26 protein-coding genes are annotated in these 26944 nt (G+C 73.5%); 10 read left to right on the top strand and 16 right to left on the bottom strand.

Annotated features, from left to right (window positions below; translation table 11 throughout):
• Nucleotides 1-25 precede the first annotated feature (25 nt).
• Complete coding sequence (locus ACWH4W_RS30510) at nucleotides 26-400, top strand: ATP-binding protein (RefSeq protein ID WP_473079034.1); 375 nt, start codon at nucleotides 26-28, stop codon at nucleotides 398-400.
• Nucleotides 401-413: 13 nt separating this feature from the next.
• Here the strand turns inward: ACWH4W_RS30510 and ACWH4W_RS30505 are convergent, their stop codons facing one another.
• Together ACWH4W_RS30505 and map are read right to left on the bottom strand one after the other, a co-directional pair.
• A complete protein-coding gene (locus ACWH4W_RS30505) occupies nucleotides 414-1061 on the bottom strand; it encodes a biliverdin-producing heme oxygenase (protein WP_473079033.1) in 648 nt (215 codons plus the stop codon).
• Nucleotides 1062-1278: 217 nt separating this feature from the next.
• Nucleotides 1279-2136 (bottom strand): type I methionyl aminopeptidase, encoded by an 858-nt coding sequence (gene map, locus ACWH4W_RS30500; protein WP_473079032.1) that lies wholly within the window; start codon nucleotides 2134-2136, stop codon nucleotides 1279-1281.
• Nucleotides 2137-2194: 58 nt separating this feature from the next.
• On the opposite strand from map, the gene ACWH4W_RS30495 reads away from it, so the two are divergent.
• A complete protein-coding gene (locus tag ACWH4W_RS30495) occupies nucleotides 2195-2422 on the top strand; it encodes a hypothetical protein (RefSeq protein ID WP_473079031.1) in 228 nt (75 codons plus the stop codon).
• Between the two features lie 9 nt (nucleotides 2423-2431).
• On the opposite strand, the gene ACWH4W_RS30490 is transcribed toward ACWH4W_RS30495, so the two are convergent.
• A complete protein-coding gene (locus tag ACWH4W_RS30490; protein WP_473079030.1) occupies nucleotides 2432-3034 on the bottom strand; it encodes a hypothetical protein in 603 nt (200 codons plus the stop codon).
• 141 nt (nucleotides 3035-3175) lie between these two features.
• Between ACWH4W_RS30490 and npdG the strand changes: the two genes are divergently transcribed.
• On the top strand, nucleotides 3176-3892 hold the full coding sequence (gene npdG / locus ACWH4W_RS30485; RefSeq protein WP_473079029.1) for an NADPH-dependent F420 reductase: 717 nt from the start codon (nucleotides 3176-3178) through the stop codon (nucleotides 3890-3892).
• A 54-nt stretch (nucleotides 3893-3946) separates the two neighbouring features.
• Complete coding sequence (locus ACWH4W_RS30480; protein ID WP_473079028.1) at nucleotides 3947-4138, top strand: hypothetical protein; 192 nt, start codon at nucleotides 3947-3949, stop codon at nucleotides 4136-4138.
• A 43-nt stretch (nucleotides 4139-4181) separates the two neighbouring features.
• On the opposite strand, the gene ACWH4W_RS30475 is transcribed toward ACWH4W_RS30480, so the two are convergent.
• The gene (locus tag ACWH4W_RS30475) at nucleotides 4182-4976 is read right to left on the bottom strand and encodes a site-2 protease family protein (RefSeq protein WP_473079027.1); all 795 of its coding nucleotides are present in this window, start codon (nucleotides 4974-4976) and stop codon (nucleotides 4182-4184) included.
• 215 nt (nucleotides 4977-5191) lie between these two features.
• Here ACWH4W_RS30475 and ACWH4W_RS30470 point away from each other — a divergent pair, with 215 nt between their 5' ends.
• Complete coding sequence (locus ACWH4W_RS30470; RefSeq protein WP_473079026.1) at nucleotides 5192-8461, top strand: AfsR/SARP family transcriptional regulator; 3270 nt, start codon at nucleotides 5192-5194, stop codon at nucleotides 8459-8461.
• Between the two features lie 26 nt (nucleotides 8462-8487).
• Here the strand turns inward: ACWH4W_RS30470 and ACWH4W_RS30465 are convergent, their stop codons facing one another.
• The 3 genes from ACWH4W_RS30465 to panB form a co-directional block, all read right to left on the bottom strand.
• Nucleotides 8488-9312: an ABC transporter permease gene (locus ACWH4W_RS30465; RefSeq protein WP_473079025.1), complete on the bottom strand. Its 825-nt coding sequence runs from the start codon at nucleotides 9310-9312 to the stop codon at nucleotides 8488-8490.
• A complete protein-coding gene (locus ACWH4W_RS30460) occupies nucleotides 9309-10337 on the bottom strand; it encodes an ATP-binding cassette domain-containing protein (protein ID WP_473079024.1) in 1029 nt (342 codons plus the stop codon). Before ACWH4W_RS30460 ends, ACWH4W_RS30465 begins: the two co-directional genes overlap by 4 nt.
• 189 nt (nucleotides 10338-10526) lie before the next feature.
• Nucleotides 10527-11402, bottom strand: a complete 876-nt coding sequence (panB, locus tag ACWH4W_RS30455; protein WP_290009871.1) for a 3-methyl-2-oxobutanoate hydroxymethyltransferase — start codon at nucleotides 11400-11402, stop codon at nucleotides 10527-10529.
• 223 nt (nucleotides 11403-11625) lie between these two features.
• Between panB and ACWH4W_RS30450 the strand changes: the two genes are divergently transcribed.
• A complete protein-coding gene (locus ACWH4W_RS30450) occupies nucleotides 11626-13227 on the top strand; it encodes an MFS transporter (RefSeq protein ID WP_473079023.1) in 1602 nt (533 codons plus the stop codon).
• 192 nt (nucleotides 13228-13419) lie between these two features.
• Nucleotides 13420-14469 (top strand): endonuclease/exonuclease/phosphatase family protein, encoded by a 1050-nt coding sequence (locus ACWH4W_RS30445; protein ID WP_473079022.1) that lies wholly within the window; start codon nucleotides 13420-13422, stop codon nucleotides 14467-14469.
• Between the two features lie 107 nt (nucleotides 14470-14576).
• On the opposite strand, the gene ACWH4W_RS30440 is transcribed toward ACWH4W_RS30445, so the two are convergent.
• From ACWH4W_RS30440 to ACWH4W_RS30430, 3 genes are all read right to left on the bottom strand, one after another.
• On the bottom strand, nucleotides 14577-16343 hold the full coding sequence (locus tag ACWH4W_RS30440; protein ID WP_473079021.1) for an NAD+ synthase: 1767 nt from the start codon (nucleotides 16341-16343) through the stop codon (nucleotides 14577-14579).
• 84 nt (nucleotides 16344-16427) lie between these two features.
• Nucleotides 16428-17054 carry a DUF305 domain-containing protein gene (locus ACWH4W_RS30435; protein WP_473079020.1) on the bottom strand — a complete coding sequence of 209 codons (627 nt, stop codon included), beginning with the start codon at nucleotides 17052-17054 and terminating at the stop codon, nucleotides 16428-16430.
• On the bottom strand, nucleotides 17051-17713 hold the full coding sequence (locus ACWH4W_RS30430; protein WP_473079019.1) for a DUF3105 domain-containing protein: 663 nt from the start codon (nucleotides 17711-17713) through the stop codon (nucleotides 17051-17053). The genes ACWH4W_RS30435 and ACWH4W_RS30430 overlap by 4 nt, the downstream gene beginning before the upstream one ends.
• Nucleotides 17714-17926: 213 nt before the next feature.
• Here ACWH4W_RS30430 and ACWH4W_RS30425 point away from each other — a divergent pair, with 213 nt between their 5' ends.
• Nucleotides 17927-18373: an RrF2 family transcriptional regulator gene (locus ACWH4W_RS30425; RefSeq protein ID WP_473079018.1), complete on the top strand. Its 447-nt coding sequence runs from the start codon at nucleotides 17927-17929 to the stop codon at nucleotides 18371-18373.
• A 21-nt stretch (nucleotides 18374-18394) separates the two neighbouring features.
• On the opposite strand, the gene ACWH4W_RS30420 is transcribed toward ACWH4W_RS30425, so the two are convergent.
• Complete coding sequence (locus ACWH4W_RS30420) at nucleotides 18395-19576, bottom strand: globin domain-containing protein (RefSeq protein ID WP_473079017.1); 1182 nt, start codon at nucleotides 19574-19576, stop codon at nucleotides 18395-18397.
• A 341-nt stretch (nucleotides 19577-19917) separates the two neighbouring features.
• On the opposite strand from ACWH4W_RS30420, the gene glnA reads away from it, so the two are divergent.
• Nucleotides 19918-21279: a type I glutamate--ammonia ligase gene (gene glnA, locus ACWH4W_RS30415; RefSeq protein ID WP_473079016.1), complete on the top strand. Its 1362-nt coding sequence runs from the start codon at nucleotides 19918-19920 to the stop codon at nucleotides 21277-21279.
• Between the two features lie 282 nt (nucleotides 21280-21561).
• Here glnA and ACWH4W_RS30410 read toward each other — a convergent pair whose 3' ends face one another.
• The gene (locus tag ACWH4W_RS30410; protein ID WP_473079015.1) at nucleotides 21562-22110 is read right to left on the bottom strand and encodes a DinB family protein; all 549 of its coding nucleotides are present in this window, start codon (nucleotides 22108-22110) and stop codon (nucleotides 21562-21564) included.
• Nucleotides 22111-22417: 307 nt separating this feature from the next.
• On the opposite strand from ACWH4W_RS30410, the gene ACWH4W_RS30405 reads away from it, so the two are divergent.
• Entirely contained in the window at nucleotides 22418-23974 is a 1557-nt protein-coding gene (locus ACWH4W_RS30405; RefSeq protein WP_473079014.1) for a pectate lyase family protein, read from the top strand.
• A 296-nt stretch (nucleotides 23975-24270) separates the two neighbouring features.
• Here the strand turns inward: ACWH4W_RS30405 and ACWH4W_RS30400 are convergent, their stop codons facing one another.
• The 4 genes from ACWH4W_RS30400 to ACWH4W_RS30385 all read right to left on the bottom strand — a co-directional run bounded on the left by ACWH4W_RS30400 (nucleotide 24271) and on the right by ACWH4W_RS30385 (nucleotide 26722).
• Nucleotides 24271-24984 carry a DUF3618 domain-containing protein gene (locus ACWH4W_RS30400; protein ID WP_473079013.1) on the bottom strand — a complete coding sequence of 238 codons (714 nt, stop codon included), beginning with the start codon at nucleotides 24982-24984 and terminating at the stop codon, nucleotides 24271-24273.
• The gene (locus ACWH4W_RS30395; protein ID WP_473079012.1) at nucleotides 24960-25388 is read right to left on the bottom strand and encodes a phage holin family protein; all 429 of its coding nucleotides are present in this window, start codon (nucleotides 25386-25388) and stop codon (nucleotides 24960-24962) included. The genes ACWH4W_RS30400 and ACWH4W_RS30395 overlap by 25 nt, the downstream gene beginning before the upstream one ends.
• A 1-nt stretch (nucleotide 25389) precedes the next feature.
• Nucleotides 25390-26031, bottom strand: coding sequence for a hypothetical protein (locus ACWH4W_RS30390; RefSeq protein WP_473079011.1), 642 nt, complete (start codon nucleotides 26029-26031; stop codon nucleotides 25390-25392).
• Nucleotides 26032-26269: 238 nt separating this feature from the next.
• Complete coding sequence (locus tag ACWH4W_RS30385) at nucleotides 26270-26722, bottom strand: VOC family protein (RefSeq protein WP_473079010.1); 453 nt, start codon at nucleotides 26720-26722, stop codon at nucleotides 26270-26272.
• Nucleotides 26723-26944: the final 222 nt, after the last annotated feature.

Below are 26944 nucleotides of genomic sequence, written 5' to 3'. Positions count from 1 at the left end.
CCGCGCCCGGGCGTTGCTGCATGCCGTGCTCGGTGACTGCGGTGTGGGCCAGGAGACCTTGGAGAACGCCGGGTTGGTGCTCCCGGAGCTCGTCACCGACGCATTGCGCGTTCCCGTGCCGGAGGACCGGCAGGCAGGCGTGCGGATCAGCCGCTTTGTGGCGGACGGGCTGCTGCGGATCGAGGTGAGCGACACCGCCGGGAAGGCGCCGCGCGACGTGCAGAAGACCGCCGACCCGAAGGCCGTGCTGAAGGCGGCGCCGGGCGGGCGGCGCGACGCGGAGCACGACTTCGCACGGCTGGGGCAGACGGTCGCGCTCGATGCGCTGGGCAAGGTGCCCGCGTACCGGCGCTGGACCGCCGCACTGCGCGCCGAGATGGAGCGTCAGCGGCCGCTGTGACGCGGGGCGGGGGTCAGGCCGACAGGGGGAACTCCTCGCCCAGGGCGCGGAAGAGGTCCGTGTTGAGGGCGAAGGCGTGCTTGCACTCGGTCACGACGCGCTGCTTCTCCAGGTCGTCCACCGGCACCCCGTCCAGCAGCGCGCGGTACTCGCGCTTGAACGCGGCCGGGTTGGGGATCGACTCGAAGACGTAGAAGCGGACTCCGTCGCCCTTCTTGGCGAAGCCCCAGGTCCGCTCCGCCTTGTCGCGGATGATCTGGCCGCCCGACAGGTCGCCCAGGTAACGGGTGTAGTGGTGCGCGACGTATCCCGCCGGCCACTCACGGGCCACCGCGCTGACCCGGTCCGCGTAGGCGCGCGTGGCGGGCAGGGGGGCCAGGGTCGCGCGCCACCCGGGGCCGCGCAGGTGTTCCAGGTCCCGCTCCAGGGCGGCGAGGCGGAACAGCTCCGGGCGGATGAACGGGCCCGCCACCCGGTCCGACGCCAGGTCCCGCGCGCCGGACTCCAGTGCCTCGTACACGAACCACAGCTGCTCGGTGTAGCGCGCGTAGGCGTCCACGCCCAGCCGCCCGCCCAGCAGATCGGTCATGAAGGTCGAGGTCTCCGCCTCCGCGTGCTGCTCGTGGGAGGCGGTGCGGATGAGGGTCGAGAAGGAGTCCATGTACCGATCTTCTGTGGTTAGGTTTACCTAAGTCAATGCTTTGCCGACAGTCTGTCGGGAACTTCCCCCGCCTCCGCCCCGGGCAAACGGCCCGAGGATCCCGGAGACCCCGGAGACCCCGGAGACCCCGGAGACCCCCAGCACCCCCAGGACGCGAAAGGGCCCGCGCTCCCGGAGGAGGCGGGCCCTCGTGGGCGTGGCGCGGGCGCGCCGGGCGTCACGGCAGCGTCAGGATGTCCGCCCCGGTGTCCGTGACCACCAGCGTGTGCTCGAACTGGGCCGTGCGCTTGCGGTCCTTCGTCACGACCGTCCAGCCGTCGTCCCACATGTCGTACTCGTGCGTGCCCAGCGTCAGCATGGGCTCGATGGTGAAGGTCATGCCCGGCTGCATGACCGTCGTCGCGTGCGGGCTGTCGTAGTGCGGGATGATCAGGCCCGAGTGGAAGGACGTGTTGATGCCGTGACCGGTGAAGTCACGGACCACTCCGTAGCCGAACCGCTTCGCGTACGACTCGATCACCCGGCCGATGATGTTGATCTGGCGGCCCGGCCGCACCGCCTTGATCGCGCGGTTCAGCGCCTCGCGGGTCCGCTCCACCAGCAGCCGGCTCTCCTCGTCCACGTCGCCCACCAGGTACGTGGCGTTGTTGTCGCCGTGCACCCCGCCGATGTACGCGGTCACGTCGAGGTTGACGATGTCGCCGTCGCGCAGCACCGTCGAGTCCGGGATGCCGTGGCAGATGACCTCGTTGACGCTGGTGCACAGCGACTTGGGGAAGCCGCGGTAGCCGAGCGTCGACGGGTAGGCGCCGTGGTCGCACAGGTACTCGTGCGCCACCCTGTCCAGCTCGTCCGTCGTCACGCCGGGCGCGATGCGCTTCGCCGCCTCCTCCATCGCGCGGGCCGCGATCCGGCCGGCGCGCCGCATCGCCTCGATCGTCTCGGGCGTCTGCACCTCCGGCCCGGTGTACGGGGCGGGCGCGGGCTTGCCGACGTACTCGGGACGGCGGATGTTCCCGGGCACGGAGCGGGTGGGGGAGAGCTTCCCCGGTACGAGGAGTGACTGGCCAGACATGCGGCGAGTCTAATTCAGCGGCGACGGGGGACCATCTTCCGTGGCGAGAGGAGCCGTCATGCCCCTGTTCAAGAAGCGCACGGCCGGCAAACCCGGCGAGTGGTACTACTGCCTGGAGCACCGGAAGGTCGAGGAAGGGCCCGAGTGCCCGGCCAAGGACCGCTTCGGCCCGTACGCGAGCCGCACCGAGGCGGAGCACGCGATGGAGACCGCCCGCGAGCGCAACCTCCAGTGGGAGAACGACCCCGCGTGGCACGACGGCCCCCAGGGCCGCGACGAGGACTGAGCCGCCGCGCTACCAGCGGATCGGCGGCGGCGCGGTGAGCAGGTCGGCCAGCCGGGACAGCCGGTCCCGGAAGCGGCGCGGGCCCCGGCGGGCGGGCAGCGCGTTCTCCCCGGCCGCCGCGCTCACCAGGTGCTGCACCGTGTCCAGGTCCAGCTCGGAGCCGTCCGGGACGGGCAGCACCTCGTGCGCCAGCGCCGGCAGCTCACCCGCCTCCGGACCCAGCGACAGCAGTGTCGCCCCGGCCCGGCGGGCGTCCGACACCCGCTCCAGCAGCGCCGCGGGCGGCTCGCCGGGCGCCACCACCAGCAGCGTCTCGCCCCGCCGCGCCGCCTCCAGCCGCCCCAGGCCCACGGCCAGGTGCGCCGGGTCCGTGGGGCGCGCGTCGTGCCGCACCAGCGTCGGGGCCAGCTCCGGGGTGCCCGACCAGGCCGCCTCGTCCACCAGGTGCGCCGCCAGGTGCCACGGCTCGTACTCCGGGGTGCCCACCAGCAGCAGTCCGCCGCCGTGCGACACCACCGACCCGCGCAGCGTCCCCGCGAAGTGCCGGGTCGCGCCCAGCCACTCCGTCCCGGCGAGCACGTCCCTCAGCAGCGCGACCCGTACGGCGTCCATGCCGCCGCATCCTGCCCCCGACGGCACGCCCGCGTCCCGGTGTTCGAATCCGTTTCGCCCGACCCGGGGACCCCGGCGGGCGGCCGTGACGGGCCTCACGCCCGGCCGGTCACGACGGCCGCCCGCACGTAGAGTCGGGCCATGACCTCTACCGACAGCGCACAGCAGCCCCCGAAGAAGGCCCCCGCCAAGGACCCCTGGGACCTGCCCGACGTCTCCGGCCTCGTCGTCGGCGTGCTCGGCGGCACCGGACCGCAGGGCAAGGGTCTCGCCTACCGGCTCGCCAAGGCCGGGCAGAAGGTGATCATCGGCTCCCGCGCCGCCGAGCGGGCGCGGGCCGCCGCCGAGGAGCTCGGCCACGGCATCGAGGGCGCCGACAACGCCGAGACCGCCCGGCGCAGCGACGTCGTCATCGTCGCGGTGCCGTGGGACGGGCACGCCAAGACCCTCGCATCCCTGCGCGAGGAACTGTCCGGCAAGCTCGTCGTGGACTGCGTCAACCCGCTCGGCTTCGACAAGCAGGGCGCCTACGCGCTGAAGCCGGAGGAGGGCAGCGCGGCCCAGCAGGCCGCCGCGCTGCTGCCGGACTCCCGCGTCACCGCCGCGTTCCACCACCTGTCGGCGGTGCTGCTGCAGGACCCGGAGATCGAGGCGATCGACACCGACGTCATGGTCCTCGGCGAGGTCCGCGCCGACGTGGAGACCGTCCAGGCGCTGGCCGGGCGGATCCCCGGCATGCGGGGCATCTTCGCCGGCCGCCTGCGCAACGCCCACCAGGTGGAGTCGCTGGTCGCCAACCTGATCTCGGTCAACCGCCGCTACAAGGCGCACGCCGGGCTCCGGGTCACGGACGTATGAGGCGATGGGGGACACTGGAGCGGCAGCAGTGTCCCCCGACAGGAGCCCCCCGCCATGCCCCGCCTCGCCGTCTACGCCCTCGTCGTGTGCCTCCTCGCCGTCGCCGCGGCCGTCGTCTCCTTCGTGGAGGGCGGCGTGTTCATCGGCGTCGTGTGGGTCCTCCTGGCGGGCCTGTCGTCCAACATGACCTGGTACTACGTGAAGCGGGGCCGCGCCCCCCGGGACGGCGGCCCGGCCACCGGCTGATCCCCGTCGGGAGAACCCCCTCCGGGACCGTTCCCGGGGTCCCTCACACCTGACAGAACCCGTCCGTGCCCTGCCAGAAGCGGAACAGGCTGAAGCCGCAGTGGGTGTCGATCTCCTCGATGCACAGGAAGCCCAGCACCGCGTCGACCATGTCGAAGAAGGCGCCGTTCACCGTCGGCACCCACAGCAGGGCGAAGACGAAGAGGAGGCCGAAGGGGGCGAAGGGCTCCACCTGGCGGCGGACGCCGGGGGAGAGCCACGGTTCGATCACGCCGTAGCCGTCCAGCCCCGGCACCGGCAGGAAGTTGAGGACCGCGGCCGTGACCTGGAGCAGCGCCAGGAAGGCGAGCGCGAACCGGAAGGCGGACGGCACGCCGTCCAGGGCTCCCAGCCAGAACGGCGCCGTGCACACCACCGCGAACAGCACGTTGGTCAGCGGGCCCGCCGCCGAGACCAGGCTGTGCCGCAGGCGGCCCCGGATCCGGTCGCGCTCGATGAACACCGCCCCGCCCGGCAGACCGATGCCGCCCATGATCACGAAGAGCACGGGGAGCACGATGCTCAGCAGGGCGTGCGTGTACTTCATCGGGTTCAGCGTGAGATAGCCCTTCGCGCCGACCGAGACGTCCCCGCCGTGCAGGGCGGTGCGCGCGTGCGCGTACTCGTGCAGGCACAGGGAGACGATCCACGCGGACGTCACGAACAGGAACACCGCGAGCCCCGGCTCGGCCGCGAACCCGGTCCAGGTGGCCCAGCCGGTGACCGCCGAGACGGCCAGGATGCCCAGGAAGACGGGACTGACCCTCCGGTCGCTGGGACGGGTGGCGGCGGCGGTCATGGGACTCCCGGTGCTGAGTGGTGCGGAGTGGTGCTGAGAGGTGCCGAGGAGCGCGAACGGGGGAACGCGCGGGCCTGCCCGACCGTACCGGGCACGCCGGGAGAACGCTTCGCGCGGGCGGCCGGTTCCGTGCGGGGCGAGGGCGCCCCCGCCCCCGGCCCGCGCGTCCCCCGGCCCGCGCGTCCCCCGCGGCCGGCACCGGAGAGAATGGGCCCGTGCGCTACCGCATCCTCGGCACCACCCAGGCCGTCCGCCCCGACGGCACCGTCGTCCCCGTGGGCGGGGCGCGGCTGCGCGCCCTGCTGACCGTGCTCGCCCTGCGGGCCGGCCGCACCGTGCCGGTCGGCCTGCTGGTCGAGGAGGTCTGGGACGGCGACCCGCCCGCCGACGCCACCGGCGCGGTGCAGGCCCTGGTGGGACGGCTGCGCCGGGTGCTGGGCGCGGACGCGGTCGCCTCCGCCGACGGCGGCTACCGGCTCACCGCCGCGCCCGACGACGTCGACCTGCACCGCTTCGAGCGGCTGGCCGGCGAGGGCCTGCGCGCCCTGAACGACGGCGACCCCGGCAAGGCGGCCACCGTGCTCGACGACGCCCTCGCCCTGTGGCGCGGCGGCCCCGCACCGGCCGGGCTGCCCGGCCGCACCGCCGAGGCGGCCCGCCTGGCCACCCGGCACCTGGACGTGCTGCGCGCCCGCCACACCGCCGCCCTGGCCCTCGGCGAGGCCGAGCAGTCCCTGCCCGAGCTGACCGCCCTCTGCGACAGCCATCCCCTGGACGAACCCCTCCAGGCGCTGCGCCTGCGCGCCCTGCGCGACACCGGCCGCACCGCCGAGGCACTCGCCGCCTACGACGAGGTGCGCCGCCTGCTCGCCGACCGCCTCGGCTCCGACCCGGGCGCGGAACTGCGTTCCCTGCACGCCGAGTTGCTCAGTCCACGGACGGCTCCGCCGTCCGGGCGGCCGGGCGGCGGAACGCCCGGCAACCTGCGCGCCCGGCTGACCTCCTTCGTCGGCCGTGAGGCGGACATCGAGACGATCCGCGCCGACCTGTCCGCCGCCCGCCTGGTGACCCTGCTCGGGCCGGGCGGGGCGGGCAAGACCCGGCTGTCGCAGGAGGCCGCCGAGACCGTACGGGCCGCCCACCCGGACGGCGTCTGGTTCGCCGAACTCGCCCCCGTCGACGACCCCGACGCGGTGCCCGAGGCGGTCCTCACCGCCGTCGGCGCCCGCCAGACCGTGCTGTACGGCGCCGGCGCCGAGGGCATGCGGGCCGTCACCGACCGGCACAGCACCCCCGTGGACCGGCTCGCCGAACACTGCGGGCTGCGCCGCATGCTGCTGATCCTCGACAACTGCGAGCACGTCGTCGAGGCCGCCGCCCGCCTGGTGGAGACCCTCCTCGAACGCTGCCCCGGCCTCACCGTCCTCGCCACCAGCCGCGAACCCCTCAACGTGCGCGGCGAATCGGTCCGCCCCGTGGAGCCGCTGCCCGAACCGGTCGCGCTGCGCCTGCTCGCCGAGCGCGGGGCCGCCGCCCGCCCCGGCTTCCGCACCGACGACGACCCCGAGGCGTGCGCCGAGATCTGCCGCCGCCTCGACGGCCTGCCCCTCGCCATCGAACTCGCCGCCGCCCGGCTGCGGATGCTCACCCCGCGGCAGATCGCCGACCGGCTCGACGACCGCTTCCGCCTCCTCACCTCCGGCAGCCGCACCGCCCTGCCCCGTCAGCAGACCCTGCGGGCCGTCGTCGACTGGTCCTGGGAGCTGCTCGACGCGGACGAACGCGACGTGCTGTGCCGCCTGTCGGTGTGCGCGGGAGGCTGCGACCTCACCGCCGCCGAGGCCGTGTGCGGACCGGCCGCCCTGGACGCGCTCGGCTCCCTCGTCGACAAGTCGCTGGTGGTGGCCGCGCCGTCGGGCGACGGCGGCATGCGCTACCGGCTGCTGGAGACCGTCGCCGAGTACGCCGGCGAACGCCTCGACGAGATCGGCGGCCGCGCCGCCGCCGAGCGCGCCCATCTGACGTACTACCGCGAACTCGCCCGCACCACCGAGCCGTTGCTGCGCGGCCCGCGGCAGGCGGAGGCCATCGCCCGCCTCGAGCGGGAGTACGAGAACGTGCGCACCGCCCTGCGGCACGCCGTCGCCCTGCGCGACGAGCAGGAGGCGCTCTGCGTCACCCTGTCCCTGGTCTGGTACTGGCAGATGCGCGACCTGCGCGTCGAGGCCCGCACCTGGTGCGGCGAGGTCATGGCGCTCGCCCCCGACCCGTTCACCGAACCGGTGCGGCCGGCGGCCCCGCTGTGGCAGCGCTGCACCGACCGGCCGCCCCCGATGACCGGCGAGGTCCTCACCGAGGCCCGCCGCGGGGTGCACCTGGCCCACCTCGCCCAGATGGACACCGAACTGGACGACTGGCAGACCCCGCGGGCCCAGCACAAGCTGCGCCTGGTCGCCGCGACCTACGAGCCGGGCCTGCCGCAGGTCTGCCGCCCGCCGGGCCTGCTCTGGACGTTCGCCGTGATGCTCACCGGCGACATGGACCGGCTGCGCGAGGTGGTCGACGCGGCGGTCCGGACCTGCCGCGAGACGCCCGGCTTCGAGTGGGAGCTGGCCTGCAACCTCCAGCTCCGCGCCAACTTGCTCGCCAACCGCAGCGACTGGGCCGGCGACGCCCGCCGCGACGCCGACGAGGCCCTGGAGATCCACCGGCGGCTCGGCGACACCTGGGGCATCGCCGAGGCGCTCTCCGCGCGCGGCGAGGCCCGGGAACGCGCGGGCGCCCACCGGGAGGCCGCCGCCGACTACGAGGCGGCCATCGAACACGCCGAACGCCTCGGCGCCCGCTCCCACAGCGCCGTGCTCACCGCCAAGCTCGGCGACGCGCTGATCGAGGCGGGGGACACCGAGCGCGGCGAACGGCTGCTGCGCGAGGTCATCGACAGCACTCGCGGCCGGCACGTCGAGGCGCTGCCCGCCGCCCGGCTGTTCCTCGTCGGCTGGCTCTCCGTGACCGGCCGCACCGCGGAGGCCCGTGAGCATCTGCGGGCGCTGCGCGAGGAGTTCCGCATCGCGCACTACGTCGTCTTCGACGCGTTCATCCTCGGCGCCGAGGGTTTCCTGGAGGTGGCCGACGGCCACGACGAGCGGGGGCTCGTCGTCATACGGCGGGCGATCGAGCAGGCGAGCGACCCGCTGTCCACCGCCATGGCCCCGCACATGCGCTCCGCGTACCTCATCCTGGCCGCCGTCGCCCTCGCCGGACTCGACGGCGGCCGGCACGCCCGGGACGCGGCCCGCTGCCTGGGCGCCGCCGACGCCTGGCTCCCTGAAGGACACCGCGCGAACCTCGCGGAGCGCACCGCGCGCGCCCGCGCCGAGGCCCGTATCCGGAAGGTGCTCGACGAGGCCGCGTTCGAGGCCGCGTACGCCGAGGGCGGCGGCCTCTCCCCGGAGGAGGCCGTCGCCCTGCTCGAACCGGCGTGACCGGGACCCCGCACGACGGCGCGTGATCAGGTCTTCGTGCGGAACCTGTGGATGGCGACCGGCGCCATCACCGCCGTGATCCCCACGGACCAGGCCAGCGTCATCCACAGGTCGTGGGCGACCGGCCCGCCCACCATCAGCCCGCGGGCGGCGTCGGCCAGCGCGGACAGCGGGTTGTACTCGGTGAAGCTCTGCAGCCAGCCCGGCATCGACTGCGTCGGCGCGAAGATGGACGAGCCGAACTGCAGCGGCATCAGCACCAGGAAGCCCATGGCCTGCACCGACTGGGCGTTCTTCATCACCACGCCCAGCGTGAGGAAGATCCACATCAGTGCGGAGCCGAACACCGTGGACAGCCCCACGGCGGCGAACAACCCCGGCCAGTCGGTGATGTCGAACCCGACCAGCACGCCGACGACCAGCAGGATCGCCGTGGCGATCAGCATCCGCACCAGCTCGACGAAGATCTTCGCGAACAGCACCGAGCCGCGCCCGATGGGCAGCGACCGGAAGCGGTCCATCACCCCGGTGTGGAAGTCCTGGTTGAACCCGGTGCCCACCCCCTGGGCCATGTTCATGCCCATCATGGCCATCAGGCCGGGCACGATGTACTGCACGTACGCCTCCTGTCCGCCGCCCAGGGCCTGCCCGATCGAGCCGCCGAAGACGTACACGAACAGCAGGGTGAAGACGACCGGGAAGAGCACGGCGTCGAACATCGACTCCGGGTCCTGCCGGATCCACAGCAGGTTGCGGCGCACCAGCGCCCCGGTGTGACGCAGATGGGCCCGCGGCGAGATCCGCGCGTCCGAGCGGACGCCGGCGGCGGGAGCGGCGGTGGCGGCGCTCATACGGCGACGACCTCCTCGGCCGTGTCGGCGGGCAGGGTTTCCTGCGGGGCACCGGCGCGGTGGCCGGTGAGCGACAGGAACACCTCGTCCAGGCTGGGCAGTTCGGTGGTGACGGAGTGCAGCGTGATGCCGCGTGCGGTGACCGCGCCGACCACGGCGGTCAGCTGTTCGTCGCTGAGCACGGGGACCAGCACCGCGCCCCGCTCGGCGTCCACGGTGGTGCCGGCCAGCCCGGTGATCCCCAGCTCGTCGAGGGCGGCCGCGAGCGGGCGCAGCTCCAGCGGGTCGGCCGGGCGGATCCGCAGCGTGCGGCCGCCGACCCTCGCCTTCAGCTCCTCGATGCCGCCGCTCGCGACGACCTTGCCGCGGTCCACCACGGTCAGCTCGGAGGCGAGCTGCTCGGCCTCCTCCATGTACTGGGTGGTCAGCAGCACCGTCACCCCGTCGCCGGCCAGCCGCCCGACCTCGTCCCACACCTCGTTGCGGGTGCGCGGGTCCAGGCCGGTGGTCGGCTCGTCCAGGTACAGCACGGCCGGACGGCCGATCATCGACGCGGCCAGGTCGAGCCGCCGGCGCATGCCGCCGGAGTAGGTGCCCGCCGGACGCCGGGCCGCCCCGGTGAGCGAGAACCGCTCCAGCAGCTCGTCGGCGCGGCGCCGCGCCTCCTTGCGCGGCAGGTCCAGCAGCCGCCCGATCAGGTAGAGGTTCTCCCAGCCGGACAGCTTCTCGTCCACGGAGGCGTACTGCCCGGTCAGCCCGATCACCCGGCGCAGCTGCCGGGGCTGGCGGACCACGTCGTACCCGGCGACGGTGGCGTGCCCGGCGGTGGGGGCGAGCAGCGTGGACAGGATGCGCACCAGCGTGGTCTTGCCGGCCCCGTTCGGCCCGAGCACCCCCCTCACGGTCCCCGCGGCCACGTCCAGGTCGACCCCGTCCAGGGCCTTGGTCTCCCCGTAGTGCTTGACCAGCCCCCGCACGGTCACGGCGCTCGCCGCGCCCCGCGTTCGTTCGTCGTGTCGCGTCATGTCAGCGACGATCCCAGGGGCCGCCGACAGAGCCCCGACAGACTGCCGACACCCCGCCGACACCCCGCCGACGCGCCTGCGCACGCCGTGCCGGCGGGGTACCGCGGACAAGGCGACGGCCCGCCGACGGGGGAAGATCGGCGGGCCGTCACGGTGGTGCGGCAGTGGCTCACGGCACCCGGGCGCGGGTCAGTGCACGGAGTGCTCCTCCTGCGGGAAGGACCCGGCGACCACGTCCTCGGCGAACGCCTTCGCCGCCCCGGTCATCACGTCCCGCAGGTTCGCGTACTGCTTGACGAACTTCGGCACCCGGCCGCCGGTCAGCCCGAGCATGTCGGTCCACACCAGCACCTGGGCGTCCGTCTGCGGCCCGGCGCCGATCCCGACGGTCGGGATGTGCAGCGTCCGGGTCACCTCGGCGGCCAGCTCGGCCGGCACCAGCTCCAGGACCACCGCGAAGGCGCCCGCGTCCTGCACGGCCTTCGCGTCCCGCAGCAGCTGCTGGGCGGCCTCCTCGCCGCGGCCCTGCACCCGGTAGCCCATGGCGTTCACCGACTGCGGGGTCAGCCCGATGTGGGCCATCACGGGGATGCCGGACTCCACCAGCAGCTCGATCTGCCGGTGCGAGCGTTCGCCGCCCTCCAGCTTCACGGCGCCGACGCCGGCCTCCTTCACCAGGCGGGTCGCCGAGCGCAGCGCCTGCACCGGACCCTCCTGGTAGGAGCCGAAGGGCAGGTCGCCGACGATCAGGGCGCGCGAGGTGCCCCGGACGACGGCGGAGGCCAGCACGGTCATCTCGTCGAGGGTGACGGGCACGGTGGTGTCGTACCCGAGGTGGCAGTTGCCCGCGGAGTCGCCGACCAGCATCACCGGGATGCCGGCCTCGTCGAACACGGACGCGGTCATCGCGTCGTACGCGGTGAGCATGGGCCACTTCTCGCCGCGCTCCTTGGCGAGGGCGATGTCCCGGACAGTGATGCGGCGCGTGCCCTTGCCCCCGTACAGCGTCTTGCCGCCGGAGGAGGGACCGGGCGTCCCGGTCTGGGCAGCCGAAAGCTGCGTCATGGATCCGTCTCCCAACACGTCATCTCGAGGCGCCCTGACGGCGTCCCCGGACCACGTCCATGGTGGCACCTCCGCCGGACGAGGGCCAGAGGCTCCCGCGTGAACCGCGCCCCGCCGTGCCGTACTGCGCCGGACGGCCCAACGCGGTGCAATGTCGGGGCATGTATCGGGGGAACCATCCGATACGAGATGGTTCCGTACCGGATGTCCCTAGGGTGACCGCATGATCTCTTCCGCCGCCCCCGCCCGCCGGGTCCCGGAGGCCGTCCACCGCCGTCGCTGGGCCATCCTCGGCGTGCTGATGATGAGCGTGCTGATCGTCGTCCTGGACAACTCGATCCTGAACGTCGCCCTCAAGACGATCTCGACGCCCGCCCCCGCCGGTCTCGGCGCCACGCAGAGCGAGCTGGAGTGGGCGATCAACTCCTACACCCTGGTCTTCGCCGGCCTGCTGTTCACCGCGGGGCTCCTCGGCGACCGGCTGGGCCGCAAGAAGGCGCTGCTCGGCGGGCTGGCGGTGTTCGGCGCGGGCTCGGCGCTCGCCGCGTTCTCCGGCACCCCGGCCGAGCTGATCGGCTTCCGCGCGATGATGGGGCTGGGCGGCGCGTTCGTCATGCCGGCCACCCTGGCGGTGCTGATGAACGTCTTCGAACGGGACGAGCAGCCCAAGGCCATCGGCATCTGGACGGGCGGCGTGGGCCTGGCCATCGCCGTCGGCCCGATCACCGGAGGGCTGCTGCTGGAGCACTTCTGGTGGGGCTCGGTCTTCCTGGTCAACGTCCCGATCGTGGTCCTCGGCATCGGCCTGATGCTGTGGCTGCTGCCGGACTCCCGCGACCCGGACCCCGGCCGGATCGACCCGCTGGGCGTGCTGCTGTCGGTGACGGGCCTGGCCCTGCTGGTCTACGGCATCATCGAGGGCGGCCGGCTCGCCGACTTCGGCGACCCCGTGGTGCTGGGCGCCATCGGCGGCGGACTCGCCGTCCTCACCGCGTTCGTGGTGGCCGAGAAGCGCAGCGACCACCCGTCCGTCGACCTGGGCTGCTTCCGCGACAAGGCGTTCTCCGCGGCGATCACCGCCATCGCGCTGGTCTTCTTCGCGCTGATGGGCGTGACCTTCTTCGCGGTCTTCTACCTCCAGAGCGTGCGCGGCCACTCACCGCTGGAGACCGGTCTGCTGATGCTGCCGCTGGCCGTCGCGCAGACGGTGTTCGCCCCGCGCGCCCGGCTGCTGGTGGACCGCTTCGGCAACAAGGCCACCACCACCGGGGGACTCGTGGTCGTCGCGGCGACGCTGGCCGCGTTCGCCGCGCTGGACGCGCACACCCCGATCTGGCTCCTCGAGGTGGTCTTCTTCCTGATGGGCGCGGGCATGGCGCACGTGATGACGCCGGTCAGCGTGGTCGTCATGCAGGCGCTGCCCCGCGAGAAGGCCGGCTCCGCCTCCGCGCTCAGCAACACCTTCCGGCAGGTCGGCGGCGCTTTCGGCATCGCCGTCCTCGGCTCGGTGCTGTCCACCGCCTACCGCGGCGCCGTCCACGACGAGCTGGGCGTGCTGCCGCCCGCCGCCCGGCACGCGGCCGGCGAGTCGATCGAGGCCACCCTGGCCGTCGCCGAGCGGCTGGGTCCGCGCGCCGACGCCCTGGCCGCCGCGGCCCACGACGCCTTCCTGCACGCCATGCACGTCACCGCGCTGTGGAGCGCCGGGATCGCGGTGCTGGGCACGGTCGTCGTCGCCGTGTTCCTGCCGGGACGCACCGAGGCGCCCGGCGGTGCGGAACGGGAGGAGCGGCCGGTGCCCGCGGCGGAGTCCGCCGGCGGCTGATCCAGGTCGCTTCGTGCGCGTTTCGTCACAGACGTCACCCCGGTCGCCCGGTTCCGGAACTGCCCGCGCGGCCCCGCACGTCCTCGCTCCCGTACGGCCGCCCGGGCGGCGGCGAGAAAGGAACCGATCATCCCCTAGTGTCTTACGCACACGGGGGGCGACGGTGTGCACGGCAGGTTGTGAGGCGGCGGTATGGCGCAGCAGGCGTACATGACGGAGACGGACGACGGGCGCGAGGGCCCCCGGACCCCGGCTTCCCGGCTGCGGCGCCTGACGGACCGTCTGGGCGCCCTGAGAAGTGACCGAGGCATCTGGCGCCGGGGCTGGGTGGTGGCCGTCTGCGCGCTCCTGCTGGCGCTGGTCATGCTGGCCCACGCGCACATCCCGAACGCCATCGGCAACCTGGGCAGCCTCGTCGAGACCTTCCTGCCCTGGCTGGGGCTGTTCGTGCCGGTGCTGCTCCTCCTGGCCCTCGTCCGCCGCTCGGCGACGGCGCTGATCGCCACGGTGCTGCCCGTGGCCGTGTGGCTGAACCTCTTCGGCGGCCTGCTCACCGACAAGAACGCCTCCGGCGGCGACCTGACGGTGGCCACGCACAACGTCAACGCCGAGAACCCGGACCCGTCCGGCACCGCCCGTGACGTGGCCGCCGCGGGCGCGGACGTGCTGGCGCTGGAGGAGCTGAAGGCCTCCGAGGTGCCCGTCTACCGGGCGGCGCTCTCGGAGACGTACGAGTACCACGCGGTGGTCGGCACCGTCGGCCTATGGAGCAAGTACCCGCTCAGCGACGTGAAGCCGGTGGACATCCGGCTGGGCTGGAAGCGGGCGATGCGCGCCACGGTGGACGCGCCGGCCGGCCGGGTCGCGGTGTACGTCGCCCATCTGCCGTCGGTGCGGGTGAAGCTGGAGGCCGGTTTCACCGCCCGGCAGCGCGACAAGAGCGCCGACGCGCTGGGGGAGGCCATCGCGGACGAGCCGCTGGAGAACGTGGTCCTGCTCGGCGACCTGAACGGCACGATGAACGACCGCTCCCTGAAGGCGGTCACCTCGCAGATGCGCTCCACGCAGGGCGCGGTGGGCAGCGGCTTCGGGTTCAGCTGGCCGGCGTCGTTCCCGATGGCGCGGATCGACCAGATCCTGGTCCGGGGCGCCGAGCCGGAGAGCTCCTGGACGCTGCCGCCGACGGCGAGCGACCACCTGCCGATAGCGGCACGGGTGCGGGTCACCGGCTCGTCGGACTGACCCGGGGGCCGGTGGCCGGACCCGCGGCCCCGGCCCCGGCCCCCGGACGCACGACGGCGGGCGGGGCGCGGAACGCCGCGCCCCGCCCGCCGTCGTCGCGCCGGACCTCACACCTGCGGCGGCAGCCCCTCGCGCCAGCCGTTGGTGAGGGGCAGGCGGCGGTCCTTGCCGAAGCCCTTCGGGGAGATCTTGGTGCCCGGCGGGTACTGGCGCCGCTTGTACTCCGCCCGGTCCACCATCCGCAGCGTCTTCTCGACCAGCTCGCGGTCGTAGCCGGCCTCGACGATCTCGTCCGCGCCCTTGTCCTGGTCCACGTACAGCGCCAGGATCCCGTCCAGCACCGGGTAGTCCGGCAGCGAGTCGGTGTCCACCTGGCCCGGCCGCAGCTCGGCGCTCGGCGGCTTGGAGATCGAGTTCTCCGGGATCGGCGGCGTCTCGCCCCGCTCCTCGGCCGCGCGGTTGCGCCACCGCGCCAGCCGGAACACCAGGGTCTTGTAGACGTCCTTGATCGGCCCGTACGCGCCGACCGAGTCGCCGTACAACGTCGAGTAGCCCACCGCCAGCTCGGACTTGTTGCCCGGGGCCAGGACGATGTGGCCCTCCTGGTTGGAGAGGGCCATCAGCATCGTGCCGCGCAGCCGCGACTGGAGGTTCTCCTCCGCCAGACCGGTCAGCTCCAGCGACCCCATGTACGCGTCGAACATCGGCTCGATCGCGACCGTGCGGTAGTTCAGCCCGGTGCGCCGCGCCAGCTCCGCCGCGTCGCTCCTCGAGTGGTCGGAGGAGTACTTCGACGGCATGGAGACGCCGTACACGTTCTCCGGGCCCACCGCGTCGCAGGCGATCGCGGCGACCAGCGCCGAGTCGATGCCGCCGGACAGCCCGATCAGCACCGACCGGAAACCGTTCTTCCGTACGTACGCCCGCAGGCCCACGACCAGCGCGGCGTACACCTCCGCGTCGTCGTCGAGCCGCTCCGCGCAGCCGCCGGTGTGCTCGGGCTCGTAGGCCGGGACCGGGTCCTCGGACAGCACGACCCGCTCGATGCGCAGCCCGTCGTCCACCACGCCCTCCGGCGCGTCGGCCGCCGCGGCCGGCAGGTCCAGGTCGACCACCAGGCACGTCTCGGAGAACTGCGGCGCACGCGCCACGACCTCGCCGTCCGCGCCGACGACGATCGAGTCCCCGTCGAAGACCAGGTCGTCCTGACCGCCCGTCATCGCCAGGTACGCGGTGGTGCAGCCGGCCTCCTGCGCCCGCTTGCGCACCAGCTCCAGCCGTGTGTCGTCCTTGTCCCGCTCGTACGGCGAGGCGTTGACCGACAGCAGCAGCCCGGCCCGCGCCGAGCGCGCCGCCGGCACCCGGCCGCCGTCCTGCCACAGGTCCTCGCAGATGGCCAGGGCGACGTCCACCCCGTGCACCCGCACCACCGGCAGGGTGTCGCCGGGCACGAAGTACCGGAACTCGTCGAAGACGCCGTAGTTCGGCAGGTGGTGCTTGGCGAAGCTCAGCGCCACCTCGCCCCGGTGCAGCACGGCCGCCGCGTTGCGCGGGGCGCCCGCGGGCTGCCCGTACTTCGGCTGGGCGGTGGCGCTGCGGTCCAGGTAGCCGACGACCACCGGCAGGTCGCCGAGGCCCTCGTCGGCGAGGTGCGCGGCGAGGGCCCGCAGGGACGCCCGGGAGGCCTCCACGAAGGACGACCGCAGGGCGAGGTCCTCGACGGGATAGCCGGTCAGCGCCATCTCCGGGAACGCCACGAGGTGCGCCCCCTGCTCGGCGGACTGCCGGGTCCGGCGGACAATCGTTTCCGCGTTGCCGGCGAGATCGCCGACGCTCGAGTCGATCTGATTCAGGGCGAGTCGTAGTTGAGGCACGCCGGCCAGTGTAATCGTCAGAGCGACGCGATGTGGGGTGCCCGGACCACGGATCCGCGGCGACCTGACGCCCGCCGTCGGCCGTCACGGCCGCGCGGCCGCTCCCCGCGCCCTCAGCATCCCCGCCATCAGCCGGATCTCCGACTCCTGCCCCTCGACCATCCCGCGCGCCAGCCGCTTCCCGGCCGCCACCTCGCAGGCGCGCACACAGCCCTCGGCCATGTGCACACCGCCCCGGTGATGGTCCGTCATCAACTGGAGGTAGAACACCTCGGCCCGGCGGCCGTCCAGCCGGCCGAGCCGCGCCATCTCCGCGTCCGTCGCCATGCCCGGCATCAGCACGCCGTCCTCGCCGGCCGCCGCGTCACCCATCCCCATCCAGGTCATGGGCGGATCGGCGGACACCTTGGGCAGCTCCCACAGGTCGAGCCAGCCCAGCAGCATGCCCCGCTGGTTGGCCTGGGTCTGGGCGATGTCGTAGGCGAGCCGCCGCACCTCCTCGTCGTCGGTGCGGTCGCGCACGACGTACGACATCTCCACGGCCTGCTGGTGGTGCACCGCCATGTCCCGGGCGAACCCGGCGTCCGCGGAGTCCGCCGCCGGGGCCGCCCGGCCCTCGTCGCCGGCCGCCGAGGCCACCGCCCACCCGGCCGCCGCGCCGACGGCGAGCACCGCCGCCACCGCCCCGGCGGCCAGGACGGACCGCCTCACTTCGACAGCCCGTTGGTGCAGGCCGCACCCGGCTCGGGCGTCTGCTGTCCCTGCACGAACTTCTCCAGGAACGCGTCCACGGCCGGGTCGTCCGCGCCGGTCACCGTGCGCTGGTGCCCCCACGCGGTCAGCACGAGCGGGTCCTTCTGCCCGCCGACCGGGCTCATCAGCGTGTACGGCGTCCTCTGCACCTTCGCCGCCAGCGCCTCCACGTCGGCCTCCGGCGCGTCACCGTTGTACGTCACCCACACCGCGCCGTGCTCCAGCGAGTGGACGGCGTTGGCGGCGTTGATCTCGTCCTCGTAGACGTCCCCGTCGCAGTTCATCCACACGGGGTTGTGGTCACCGCCCACCGGAGGCGTGACCGGGTAGTCCACGGACGTCGTCACGTGGTCGCGGCCCAGCGTGCCCTTCCAGGCCCGCACGCCGTCCGCGCCGGTGACGAACCTGCCCGCGGCCTTCGCGTCGTCCGCGCCGCCGCCGCCGTCGTCCGACTGCGACCGGACCAGCACCACCCCGCCGGCGACCAGCCCCGCGACGACCACCACCGAGGCGGCGACCGTGAGGACCCGGTTGCGGCGTTCGCGGGCCTGCTCGGCGCGCCGCATCTCCTCTATGCGTGCCGTGCGTGCCGCGCTGCTCTTCTTGGCGGAGCCCATGGGCGTGTCCTTCGGGTCGGAGGAGGTGGGGCCGGAGGGGTGAACGGGTCCGCCGATCGTAAAGGGGAAGCCGGGCGAGTCGTAGAGGGCGACGACGACGACCGGACACGGGCGGACCGCGCACCGGGGACCCGGGACGCGGACCGGGCGGACTCGGTGAAGGTCCGGCCGTAAATTTTGAGCCAGGGATTCCGATTACCTACGCTGCCCGGTATGCGGCTGCTGCGCTCCACCGACCTCGCCCTGCGGGTCCTCATGCGCCTCGCCGTGGCCGGCGACGGCACCGTCCCGACCACGCGGGACGTCGCGGCGGCCCTGGACGTGCCGTACACCCACGCCGCGAAGGTCGTCGCCGAGCTCCGGCACATGGGGCTGCTCACCGCCCGGCGGGGCCGGGGCGGCGGTCTGTCCCTCACCGAGAAGGGCCGCGGGGCCTCCGTGGGCCGCCTGGTCCGCGCCTTCGAGGGCGACGGCGACGTGGTCGACTGCGACGGCGCCGGCTCCGCCGCCCCCTGCCCCCTGCGCTCCGACTGCCGGCTGCGCGGCGCGCTGCGGCGGGCCCAGGAGGCGTTCTACGCCTCGCTGGACCCGCTGACGGTCGCGGACCTCACCACGGCCCCGACGGGCCCCCTCCTGCTCGGCGTCCCCCGCGTCCGCTGACGCCCGCCCGTGCCCGCGCCGTCAGCGCGCGAGCCACAGGTCCGGGCCGAACACCTCGTAGTGGACGTCGGCCGGAGCCACGCCCTTGGCGATCAGCTGCTCGCGCACCCTCCGCATGAACGGCAGCGGACCGCACAGGTACGCGCGCGTGCCGGGCGCGACCGGCACGTCCGCGAGGTCCACGTAACCGGTGCCGGCGCCCTCGGGGGCGTCCTGCTCGTACCAGAACCGCACGGTCGCGTCCGGCAGCTTCGCCGCGCACGCCTCGTGGTCCGCGCGCAGGGCGTGGTGGGCGGGGGAGCGGTCGCCGTGCACGACGGTGACCGGGGCGCGGTGCGGGGAGGCGGCGAGGTGCCCGAGCATCGCGACGATCGGGGTCACGCCGATCCCGGCGGAGGCCAGCAGCAGCGGGGTGTCGTCGCCGGCGTCCGGCACCAGGTCGCCGTAGGCCTCGGACAGCTCCAGGACGTCGCCGACGCGGACGTGCGCGTGGAGGTGGGTGGAGACCTCTCCGTCGGGCGCCGGACCCTCGTGCACCCGCTTGACGCTGAACTGCCGCAGGTCCGGGCCGGGCGCCCCGGAGAGGCTGTACTGCCGGATCTGGCGGGCGCCGTCCGCGAGCGGGACCCGCACGGAGACGTACTGGCCCGGACGGAAGCCGCGCGACGGGCCGCCGTCGGCGGGACGCAGCCGGAAGGTCACCACGTCGGCGGTCTCGGTGACCCGCTCCACGACCTCCCAGGGCCGCCACACGGCGCCGCCGCGCTCCTCGTGGAGCCGCTTCTCGACGGCGATCAGGGCGTTCGCCATCAGCCAGTAGACCTCGTCCCAGGCGGCGGCGACCTCCGGGGTGACCGCGTCGCCCAGCACGTCCGCGATGGCGGCGAACAGGTGCTCGTGGACGATCGCGTACTGGTCCGGGGTGACGCCGAGGGAGGCGTGCTTGTGGGCGATGCGCGACAGCATCGCGTCGGGCCGCTGGTCGGGGTGGTCCAGCAGGTGCGTGGCGAAGGCCGCGATGGAGCCCGCGAGGGCCTGGCGCTGGGTGCCGGCGGCCTGGTTGCCGCGGTTGAACAGGTCGCGCAGCAGCTCGGGACGGGCGGCGAACATCCCGGCGTAGAAACGCTCGGTGATCTCGCCGAGGGACGCGCCCACGGCGGGAAGGGTGGCGCGGACGGTGGCGGCGGACTGCTCGGACAGCATTGGGTCTCCTCGTGGGTCGGATGCCTGCGCCCTCATTAAAACTTGCATCCAGGACTCCAATTTGACCGGGGGTGGTCTCCCGGAGCGCGGGGGAGCGGAGCCGGCGGGCCGAGGGGCGGGAGCCGCCCCCGCCCGCTGTCGTGGCGGCCGGTCCGGCCGGGCAGGATGAGCGGACGGGCGGTGTGTTCCGGGGCGCCGGCGGTTCAGGCCGCGGCCGGTCGGCGGACCGGGTCCGGCAACGCGTGTGAAACGCTGGTGTGGTGGGATGCACAAGTGCCGGCCCGTCTCCCGGGGGCCGGGAGGAGCGGGCGGCCTGACCGGCAGGAATGGGGAAGCGGAAGATGGACAAGCAGCAGGAGTTCGTGCTCCGGACGCTGGAGGAGCGCGACATCCGGTTCGTACGCCTGTGGTTCACCGACGTCCTGGGCTTCCTCAAGTCCGTGGCCGTCGCCCCGGCCGAACTCGAGCAGGCCTTCGACGAGGGCATCGGCTTCGACGGCTCCGCCATCGAGGGCTTCGCCCGGGTGCACGAGTCCGACATGATCGCCAAGCCGGACCCGTCGACGTTCCAGATCCTGCCCTGGCGCGCCGAGGCGCCCGGCACGGCCCGCATGTTCTGCGACATCCTCATGCCGGACGGCTCCCCGTCCTTCGCGGACCCGCGCTACGTCCTCAAGCGCGCCCTCGCCCGCACCTCCGACCTGGGCTTCACCTTCTACACCCACCCGGAGATCGAGTTCTTCCTGCTGAAGGACAAGCCGGTGGACGGCAGCCGACCCACCCCGGCGGACAACTCCGGCTACTTCGACCACACCCCGCAGAACGTCGGCATGGACTTCCGCCGCCAGGCGATCACCATGCTGGAGTCGATGGGCATCTCGGTGGAGTTCTCCCACCACGAGGGCGCCCCCGGCCAGCAGGAGATCGACCTGCGCTACGCGGACGCGCTGTCCACGGCGGACAACATCATGACGTTCCGCCTGGTCATGAAGCAGGTGGCGTTGGAGCAGGGCGTGCAGGCGACGTTCATGCCGAAGCCGTTCTCCGAGTACCCCGGCTCCGGCATGCACACCCACCTCTCCCTCTTCGAGGGCGACCGCAACGCCTTCTACGAGTCCGGCGCCGAGTACCAGCTCTCCAAGGTGGGCCGCTCCTTCATCGCGGGCCTGCTGCGGCACGCCGCGGAGATCTCCGCCGTCACCAACCAGTGGGTCAACTCCTACAAGCGCATCTGGGGCGGCGCCGAGCGCCCGGCCGGCGCGGGCGGCGAGGCCCCCTCCTACATCTGCTGGGGCCACAACAACCGCTCCGCCCTGGTCCGCGTGCCCATGTACAAGCCCGGCAAGACCGGCTCGGCGCGCGTCGAGGTCCGCTCCCTCGACTCCGGCGCCAACCCGTACCTGGCCTACGCCCTGCTCCTCGCGGCCGGCCTCAAGGGCATCGAGGAGGGCTACGAACTCCCGCCGGGCGCCGAGGACGACGTCTGGGCCCTCTCCGACGCGGAGCGCCGCGCCCTGGGCATCGAGCCGCTCCCGCAGAACCTGGGCGAGGCGCTCACCCTGATGGAACGCAGCGACCTGGCCGCCGAGACCCTCGGCGAGCACGTCTTCGACTTCTTCCTGCGCAACAAGAAGCAGGAGTGGGAGGAGTACCGGTCCGAGGTCACGGCCTTCGAGCTGCGGAAGAACCTGCCGGTGCTGTAGGCGCGGGCCGGCGCCCGGTTCCGGGGGCGTCCGATCGCGGCCCCGCTCGACGAGGCCCCGGTGCGCCGGCCGCTCCCGTCCCGCACCGGACGGGCCTGTGTTCCGGCGGCCCGGGGCGGGACGGTGAGGGGGTGTCACCCGCCGCTCCCGGTGAGCGTGCGGGCGCCGGGGCGCGCTGGGCTCGGCCTGCTTCGTCCCGCGCCGGGCGGAACGGGCTGCGGGCGTCCGCGCCTGGGGGAGGAGGGGGGCGCCGCTCCCGTCCTCCAGGCACGGGACGGCCCGTCACCCCATCGTCTTCGCCCCGTCCAGCGCCTCCCGGATGATGTCCGCGTGGCCCGCGTGCTGGGCGGTCTCGGCGATGACGTGCAGCAGCGCCCGGCGTGCGCTCCACTCGGGCCGGCCCTCGAACCACGGCGCCTTCGGCAGCGGCCACGAGGCGTTCAGGTCGGGCAGGCCGGCGACCACCTCCTCGGTGCGGCGGGCCACCTCCGCGTACGCGTCCAGGACGCCGGTGAGCGTCTCCCCGGGCAGCATCCGGAACTCCGCGTTCCGGCGCGCGAAGTCCTCCTCCGTCATCGCCGTGAAGTCCGGCATCGCGGACGGGCCCTCCAGGATGAAGTCCACCCAGCTCCGCTCGACCGCGGCGACGTGCTTGATCAGGCCGCCCAGGCACAGCTCGCTCACCGTCGTCCGCAGGCCCGCCTGCTCGTCGGTCAGGTCGCGGGTGGTGGTCCGCAGGAACTCCCGGTGCGTGGCGAGCACCTCCAGCAGATCGGCGCGCTCGCCCGTGACGGCGGAGGGCTGGTCGGTGGTCGGCTGGTTCACGGTCATGGTCTCCGCCTTCGCCTTCATCGGTTCCGTGGTCGTTCGTGCCGTGTCGTGCCGTTCGGCGCGACGAGAAACACGCTAGGAGCCGTCTAGGTCAGATCATGTCCTAGTGACCGCGCCCTCCGTCCCGCGATCCGGAGTTCCTTATTCCGTTACTGCGCGGAACCTTGCCAGCCCGAGGGCGCACCCCTACTGTCGCGACACACAGACAGAAAGCGCTTTCTCGACCGATGGGCCAGGCCCACCCCGCCCTCCCTCATCGGCAGCACTGACATGCCCATGACAGTGAACGACGAAAGGCGAGACGACCATGAGACGAGCAGTCGCCGTGCGGCTCTCCGCATTGCTGGCCGCCGGGGCACTGACGGCCGCCACCGGCGTGGCGCTGTCCACGTCCACCGCAGCCGCCGCCACCGGAGGGGTCACCGGCTACGCGACCCAGAACGGCGGGACCACCGGCGGGGCGGGCGGGCAGACGGTCCGCGCCACCACCGGCACCGCGATCCACCAGGCCCTGTGCAGCCGGGCCAGCAGCTCGACCCCGATCACCATCCAGGTCGAGGGCACCATCAACCACGGCAACACCAGCAAGGTGTCGGGCTCGAGCTGCAACACCGCCGCCGACAGGATCGAGCTGAAGCAGATCAGCAACGTCACCATCGTGGGCGTCGGCAACGGCGCGGTCTTCGACCAGCTGGGCATCCACATCCGCGAGGCCAGCAACATCGTCATCCAGAACGTGACGGTCCGGAACGTCAAGAAGTCCGGTTCGCCCACGTCGAACGGCGGCGACGCCATCGGCATGGAAAGCGATGTCAGGAACGTATGGGTCGATCACGTCACGCTGGAGGCGTCCGGCGGTGAGTCCGAGGGCTACGACGGCCTGTTCGACATGAAGGACAACACCCAGTACGTGACGCTGTCGTACAGCATCCTGCGCAACTCCGGGCGCGGCGGCCTCATCGGCTCCAGCGAGAGCGACCGCTCCAACGGGTACGTGACGTTCCACCACAACCTGTACGAGAACATCGACTCGCGCGCGCCCCTGCTGCGCGGCGGCATCGCGCACATGTACAACAACCACTACAAGCGGCTGAACGACTCCGGCATCAACTCCCGGGCGGGCGCCCGCGCCAAGGTGGACAACAACTACTTCGAGGACTCCAAGGACGTCCTCGGCACCTTCTACACCGACCAGGCCGGCTCCTGGCAGGTGAGCGGCAACGTCTTCGACAACGTCACCTGGTCCTCGCGCAGCGGCGACCACAACCCGGCCGGCCCGAACCCCACCTCGAACACGTCGGTGAGCATCCCGTACGGCTACACGCTCGACGGGGCGAACTGCGTGCCGAACGTGGTGGCGCAGACGGCGGGCGCCAACAAGGGCCTGAAGGTCTCGGACGGCAGCTGCACCCCGCAGAACCCCGACCCGACCGACCCCGGCCCGACGGACCCGGGCCCGGACCCGGACCCCACCGACCCCGGCCCGACCGACCCGCCCACCGGCGCCAACCTCAGCCTCAAAGCGGGCGCCGACGGTTCCTCCAAGGCCTCCGGGACCAGCTACGGCAACGTCGTCGACGGCAACACGAACACGTACTGGTCGCCGTCCGGTCCGACCGGCTCGGTCTCGGTGAAGTGGGGCTCCGCCACCACGGTCTCCAAGGTGCACATCCGCCTGGCCTCCGGCTCCGGCGCCATCGGCGCGTACCGCCTCCTCGACCACGACACGGGCGCGGTGCTGGCCTCCGGCAGCGGAGCGGGGACGGTCGCCTTCTCCCCGGTCTCCCTGCGGAAGATCACCCTCGAGATCACCAGCGCCTCGGGCGCCCCGCGCATCGCGGAGTTCGAGACGTACGCGAGCTGAACCGCCCCGGGACGCCCCGCCGCGCTGCGTGAAGCGGCGCGGCGGGGTACCCGGGAGGCATGTTCTTCTTCTTCAGCAACCGGGTCGGCTGCCTCGGCTCGTTGGCGATCAGCCTCGTGGCGACCCTGGTCCTGCTCCTGGTCTTCGTCCTCTGACCCCGGCGGCCCCGCGCCGCCCGCACACCCGGCGTCCGTCCGGTGCCGATCCGAGCACCCGCATCCGGGACACGCCGGGCCGAGCGTCTGTCCCCGACCGCACGGTCGGGGACAGACGCTCGGCCCGGCGCTGCGCCGGTCTCAGCCGGGCGGGCCGGAACGGCTCCGGGCCTCGTCCCTGAGGGAACGGCCGGAGTCGCGCGCCTGCTCGGTGACCTGGCCCGCCCGGTCGCGCGCCTCGTCCTGGGTGGTGCGGGCCGCCTGCTGGGCGGTGTCCTTGACCTCCGAGGCGGCGCTCTGGGCGGCCTCCACGGCACCCTCCTTCAGGTGCTGGGCCGACTCCGTGGCCGCCTCCTTCACCGGTTCCAGCGCCTCGGCGCCGCGCTCCATCAGCTCGGACGCCTTCTGCTGCTCCTTCTCGGAGGCGGGCACCATCGAGGCGGCCAGCAGGCCGAGGCCGAAGGCGACCAGCCCGGCGGCCATCGGGTTGCCCTGCGTCTGGCGCCGGGCCATCTCGGGCGTCTGCTGGACGGCCTGTCCGGCCTGTTCGGCGACCTCGCGCGCCGTGCCGGCCGCGCGCTCGGTCCCTTCCTGCACGGCGCCGGCCGCCGTTCCCGCCGCCGACTGCACCGAGCCGGCCGCCGACCGGGCGGTGCCGGCCGCACCGTACGCCGCGTTCGAAGCCGTGCCCATGACGCGGTCCCGCACGCCCGTCACCGTACGGCGCACCCTCGCCTTGCGGCGCTGGGCCATGCGGCGCGGGCTGGCCCGGTCGGCGAGCCGGTCCACGTCCGCGGAGAGCTGGTTCCGCGTGGCCGCTATCTCGGCCCTCATTTGGTCGGGTGACGTGCCCATTCCGCGTCCTCCTTCAGCGTCTGGACGGTGTGCTCGGGCTTCGGCGAGACGGTTCGCATCCTCGCGCGGCCCTTCTGGTACAGCACGGCTGCGGCAACGGCCCACAGCGCGGTGACGATCAGCGCGGCCCAGCCCTCGTCCATCACGCCGGCCAGCCCGAACATGACCGCCAGCGACGCGAACAGCAGGACCATGTAGCCGGCGAAACCGGCACCGCCGAGCATCCCGGCCGCCTTGCCGGCCTTGGTGCCCTCCTCCTTCAGCTCGGCCTTGGCCAGCTCCACCTCCTGGCGGAAGAGGAGCTGCAGGTCGGAGGTGATCTCGGACAGGAGCCGGCCCGTGGACTCCTCCTGGACCTCCGGCTCGGCGGCGCGGACCCGGGACAGGGGCGACATCGTGGCCATCTCACGCCTCCGGGAAGGTGCGGCCCGGGGTGCCGGCGGGCGGCGTGCCCAGGCTCGGCGGGGCGGACGGCGCGGGAGGCGTCGTCCCGGCCGGCGGCGTCAGCTCGCCCTGCCCCGGCGCCGCGGTGACCTCGGCCCGGCCGTCGCCGTCCGTCTGCGATGCCGCCTGCGTCACCTTCGCCAGGCGGCCCACGGCCAGTCCGGCCAGCAGCGCGCCCCCGAGGAAGGCGCCGGGACGCCGCCGGGCGAAGCCCTGCAGGTCGGCGACGATGCCCTCGACGCCCTGGCGCTCCAGGTAGTCGGCCGCCCGCTGGCCCTTGTCGCCCGCCCTCGCCGCCAGGCTGCGGGCGGGGGAGTCGCTCTCGGCGTGCGCGGCCAGCTCGGTGAGGTCGGTCGCCCACTGCCGCAGCGTGCCGGCGGCCCGCCTGGTCTGCCCGTCCGCCTCCTCGACGGCGCGGGTGCGCAGGTCCTGGACGACCGTGCCGGCCTGCTCCCGTGCCTCTCCCACGACGGTACGGGCCTGCTCCGCCGCGGTCCCGGCGACCTGTCCGGCGGCCTGCTTGGCCTGTCCGGCCGTCGCGGAGGTCTCTGCCTTCACCTTCTCCCCGGTGCCGGCGGACCCGGTTCGTACGGACTCACTCATCGGCGTGTTCCCCTCATCGACTGTGTGCGTGCGGCCCGTGCCCCCGTGGGCCGGAAGCCGCGCTCCGGGCCGCACACGGGGCCGTCCGTCGTGGTCCGGGTGGCCATTTAAGATGTTTTGACACATATCGAGAGGCTTTATGTCGTACTGTCCGCGACGGCTGCCGTGCGTCGCCGGGCGGCGGACGGAGGCACGCCCGCGCCGTGCGGACGCGGCGACGGCGGCCCTGCCCCTCCGCCTACCTCTCCGCCTGCTCCTCCGCCTGCTTCGACAGCAGCTTGTGCAGGGGTTCCGTCGCGCGGCGGCGGTACTCCTGGACCGCCCAGCCGTTGCCGTCAGGGTCCTCGAAGTGCATGAAGGTGGCGCCGTCGGAGTCGGCGTAGCGGACCGGTGCGGAGATCTCCAGGCCGCGGGCGGTCAGCTCGGCGTGGGCCTTCTCGATGTCGGCGACGCAGAGCTGGAGGCCCTGGTAGGCGCCGGGCGCCGGAGTGGGGCCGGGGGCGGTCTCCCAGAGGGTGTCGCCGAGGGCGATCGAGCACCCGGAGCCGGGCGGGGTCAGCTGGACGACGCGCATGCCCGGCACGACCTCCTGGTCGATGTCCACGTGGAAGCCGACCTTGTCCCGGTAGAAGTCCCGGGCCCGGTCGATGTCGCTCACCGGGAGCGGAATCACTTCGAGGGTCATGTCCATGAGAGCCTCCGGCTCCGTCGTCGGGTACCGCGTCGGGCGAACCGCCACCGGGTCCGGCGGAACGGCTCCCCCTCACCGAAACCGAAAACGGCGTGCGCCGCCACCGAGGACACCTCGGCACGGCTCCGGACGCCACCGCGGGCCGCCCCGGGGCCGTGATCGCGTCCTCCGGCTAGGCTCAGGGCCGTACGACCCTGAACCGAGGCACGAGGGAGGCCGGGG

The organism is Streptomyces sp. DSM 120436 (genome assembly GCF_055778765.1).
The sequence above is the reverse complement of the archived record's forward strand: the minus strand, read 5'-3'. Positions and strand labels throughout refer to the sequence as shown.

Excerpts from the sequence above, each read along its gene's own strand:
- ACWH4W_RS30420 (WP_473079017.1), bottom strand. The coding sequence starts at position 19,576 with ATGCTGTCCGAGCAGTCCGCCGCCACCGTCCGCGCCACCCTTCCCGCC.
- ACWH4W_RS30495 (WP_473079031.1), top strand. The coding sequence starts at position 2,195 with ATGCCCCTGTTCAAGAAGCGCACGGCCGGCAAACCCGGCGAGTGGTAC.
- ACWH4W_RS30390 (WP_473079011.1), bottom strand. The coding sequence starts at position 26,031 with ATGAGTGAGTCCGTACGAACCGGGTCCGCCGGCACCGGGGAGAAGGTG.
- ACWH4W_RS30450 (WP_473079023.1), top strand. The coding sequence starts at position 11,626 with ATGATCTCTTCCGCCGCCCCCGCCCGCCGGGTCCCGGAGGCCGTCCAC.
- ACWH4W_RS30405 (WP_473079014.1), top strand. The coding sequence starts at position 22,418 with ATGAGACGAGCAGTCGCCGTGCGGCTCTCCGCATTGCTGGCCGCCGGG.
- ACWH4W_RS30505 (WP_473079033.1), bottom strand. The coding sequence starts at position 1,061 with ATGGACTCCTTCTCGACCCTCATCCGCACCGCCTCCCACGAGCAGCAC.
- npdG (WP_473079029.1), top strand. The coding sequence starts at position 3,176 with ATGACCTCTACCGACAGCGCACAGCAGCCCCCGAAGAAGGCCCCCGCC.
- ACWH4W_RS30395 (WP_473079012.1), bottom strand. The coding sequence starts at position 25,388 with ATGGCCACGATGTCGCCCCTGTCCCGGGTCCGCGCCGCCGAGCCGGAG.
- ACWH4W_RS30445 (WP_473079022.1), top strand. The coding sequence starts at position 13,420 with ATGGCGCAGCAGGCGTACATGACGGAGACGGACGACGGGCGCGAGGGC.
- ACWH4W_RS30460 (WP_473079024.1), bottom strand. The coding sequence starts at position 10,337 with ATGACGCGACACGACGAACGAACGCGGGGCGCGGCGAGCGCCGTGACC.
- ACWH4W_RS30475 (WP_473079027.1), bottom strand. The coding sequence starts at position 4,976 with ATGACCGCCGCCGCCACCCGTCCCAGCGACCGGAGGGTCAGTCCCGTC.
- glnA (WP_473079016.1), top strand. The coding sequence starts at position 19,918 with ATGGACAAGCAGCAGGAGTTCGTGCTCCGGACGCTGGAGGAGCGCGAC.
- ACWH4W_RS30400 (WP_473079013.1), bottom strand. The coding sequence starts at position 24,984 with ATGGGCACGTCACCCGACCAAATGAGGGCCGAGATAGCGGCCACGCGG.
- ACWH4W_RS30465 (WP_473079025.1), bottom strand. The coding sequence starts at position 9,312 with ATGAGCGCCGCCACCGCCGCTCCCGCCGCCGGCGTCCGCTCGGACGCG.
- ACWH4W_RS30490 (WP_473079030.1), bottom strand. The coding sequence starts at position 3,034 with ATGGACGCCGTACGGGTCGCGCTGCTGAGGGACGTGCTCGCCGGGACG.
- ACWH4W_RS30410 (WP_473079015.1), bottom strand. The coding sequence starts at position 22,110 with ATGACCGTGAACCAGCCGACCACCGACCAGCCCTCCGCCGTCACGGGC.
- ACWH4W_RS30430 (WP_473079019.1), bottom strand. The coding sequence starts at position 17,713 with ATGGGCTCCGCCAAGAAGAGCAGCGCGGCACGCACGGCACGCATAGAG.
- ACWH4W_RS30425 (WP_473079018.1), top strand. The coding sequence starts at position 17,927 with ATGCGGCTGCTGCGCTCCACCGACCTCGCCCTGCGGGTCCTCATGCGC.
- ACWH4W_RS30385 (WP_473079010.1), bottom strand. The coding sequence starts at position 26,722 with ATGGACATGACCCTCGAAGTGATTCCGCTCCCGGTGAGCGACATCGAC.
- panB (WP_290009871.1), bottom strand. The coding sequence starts at position 11,402 with ATGACGCAGCTTTCGGCTGCCCAGACCGGGACGCCCGGTCCCTCCTCC.
- map (WP_473079032.1), bottom strand. The coding sequence starts at position 2,136 with ATGTCTGGCCAGTCACTCCTCGTACCGGGGAAGCTCTCCCCCACCCGC.
- ACWH4W_RS30480 (WP_473079028.1), top strand. The coding sequence starts at position 3,947 with ATGCCCCGCCTCGCCGTCTACGCCCTCGTCGTGTGCCTCCTCGCCGTC.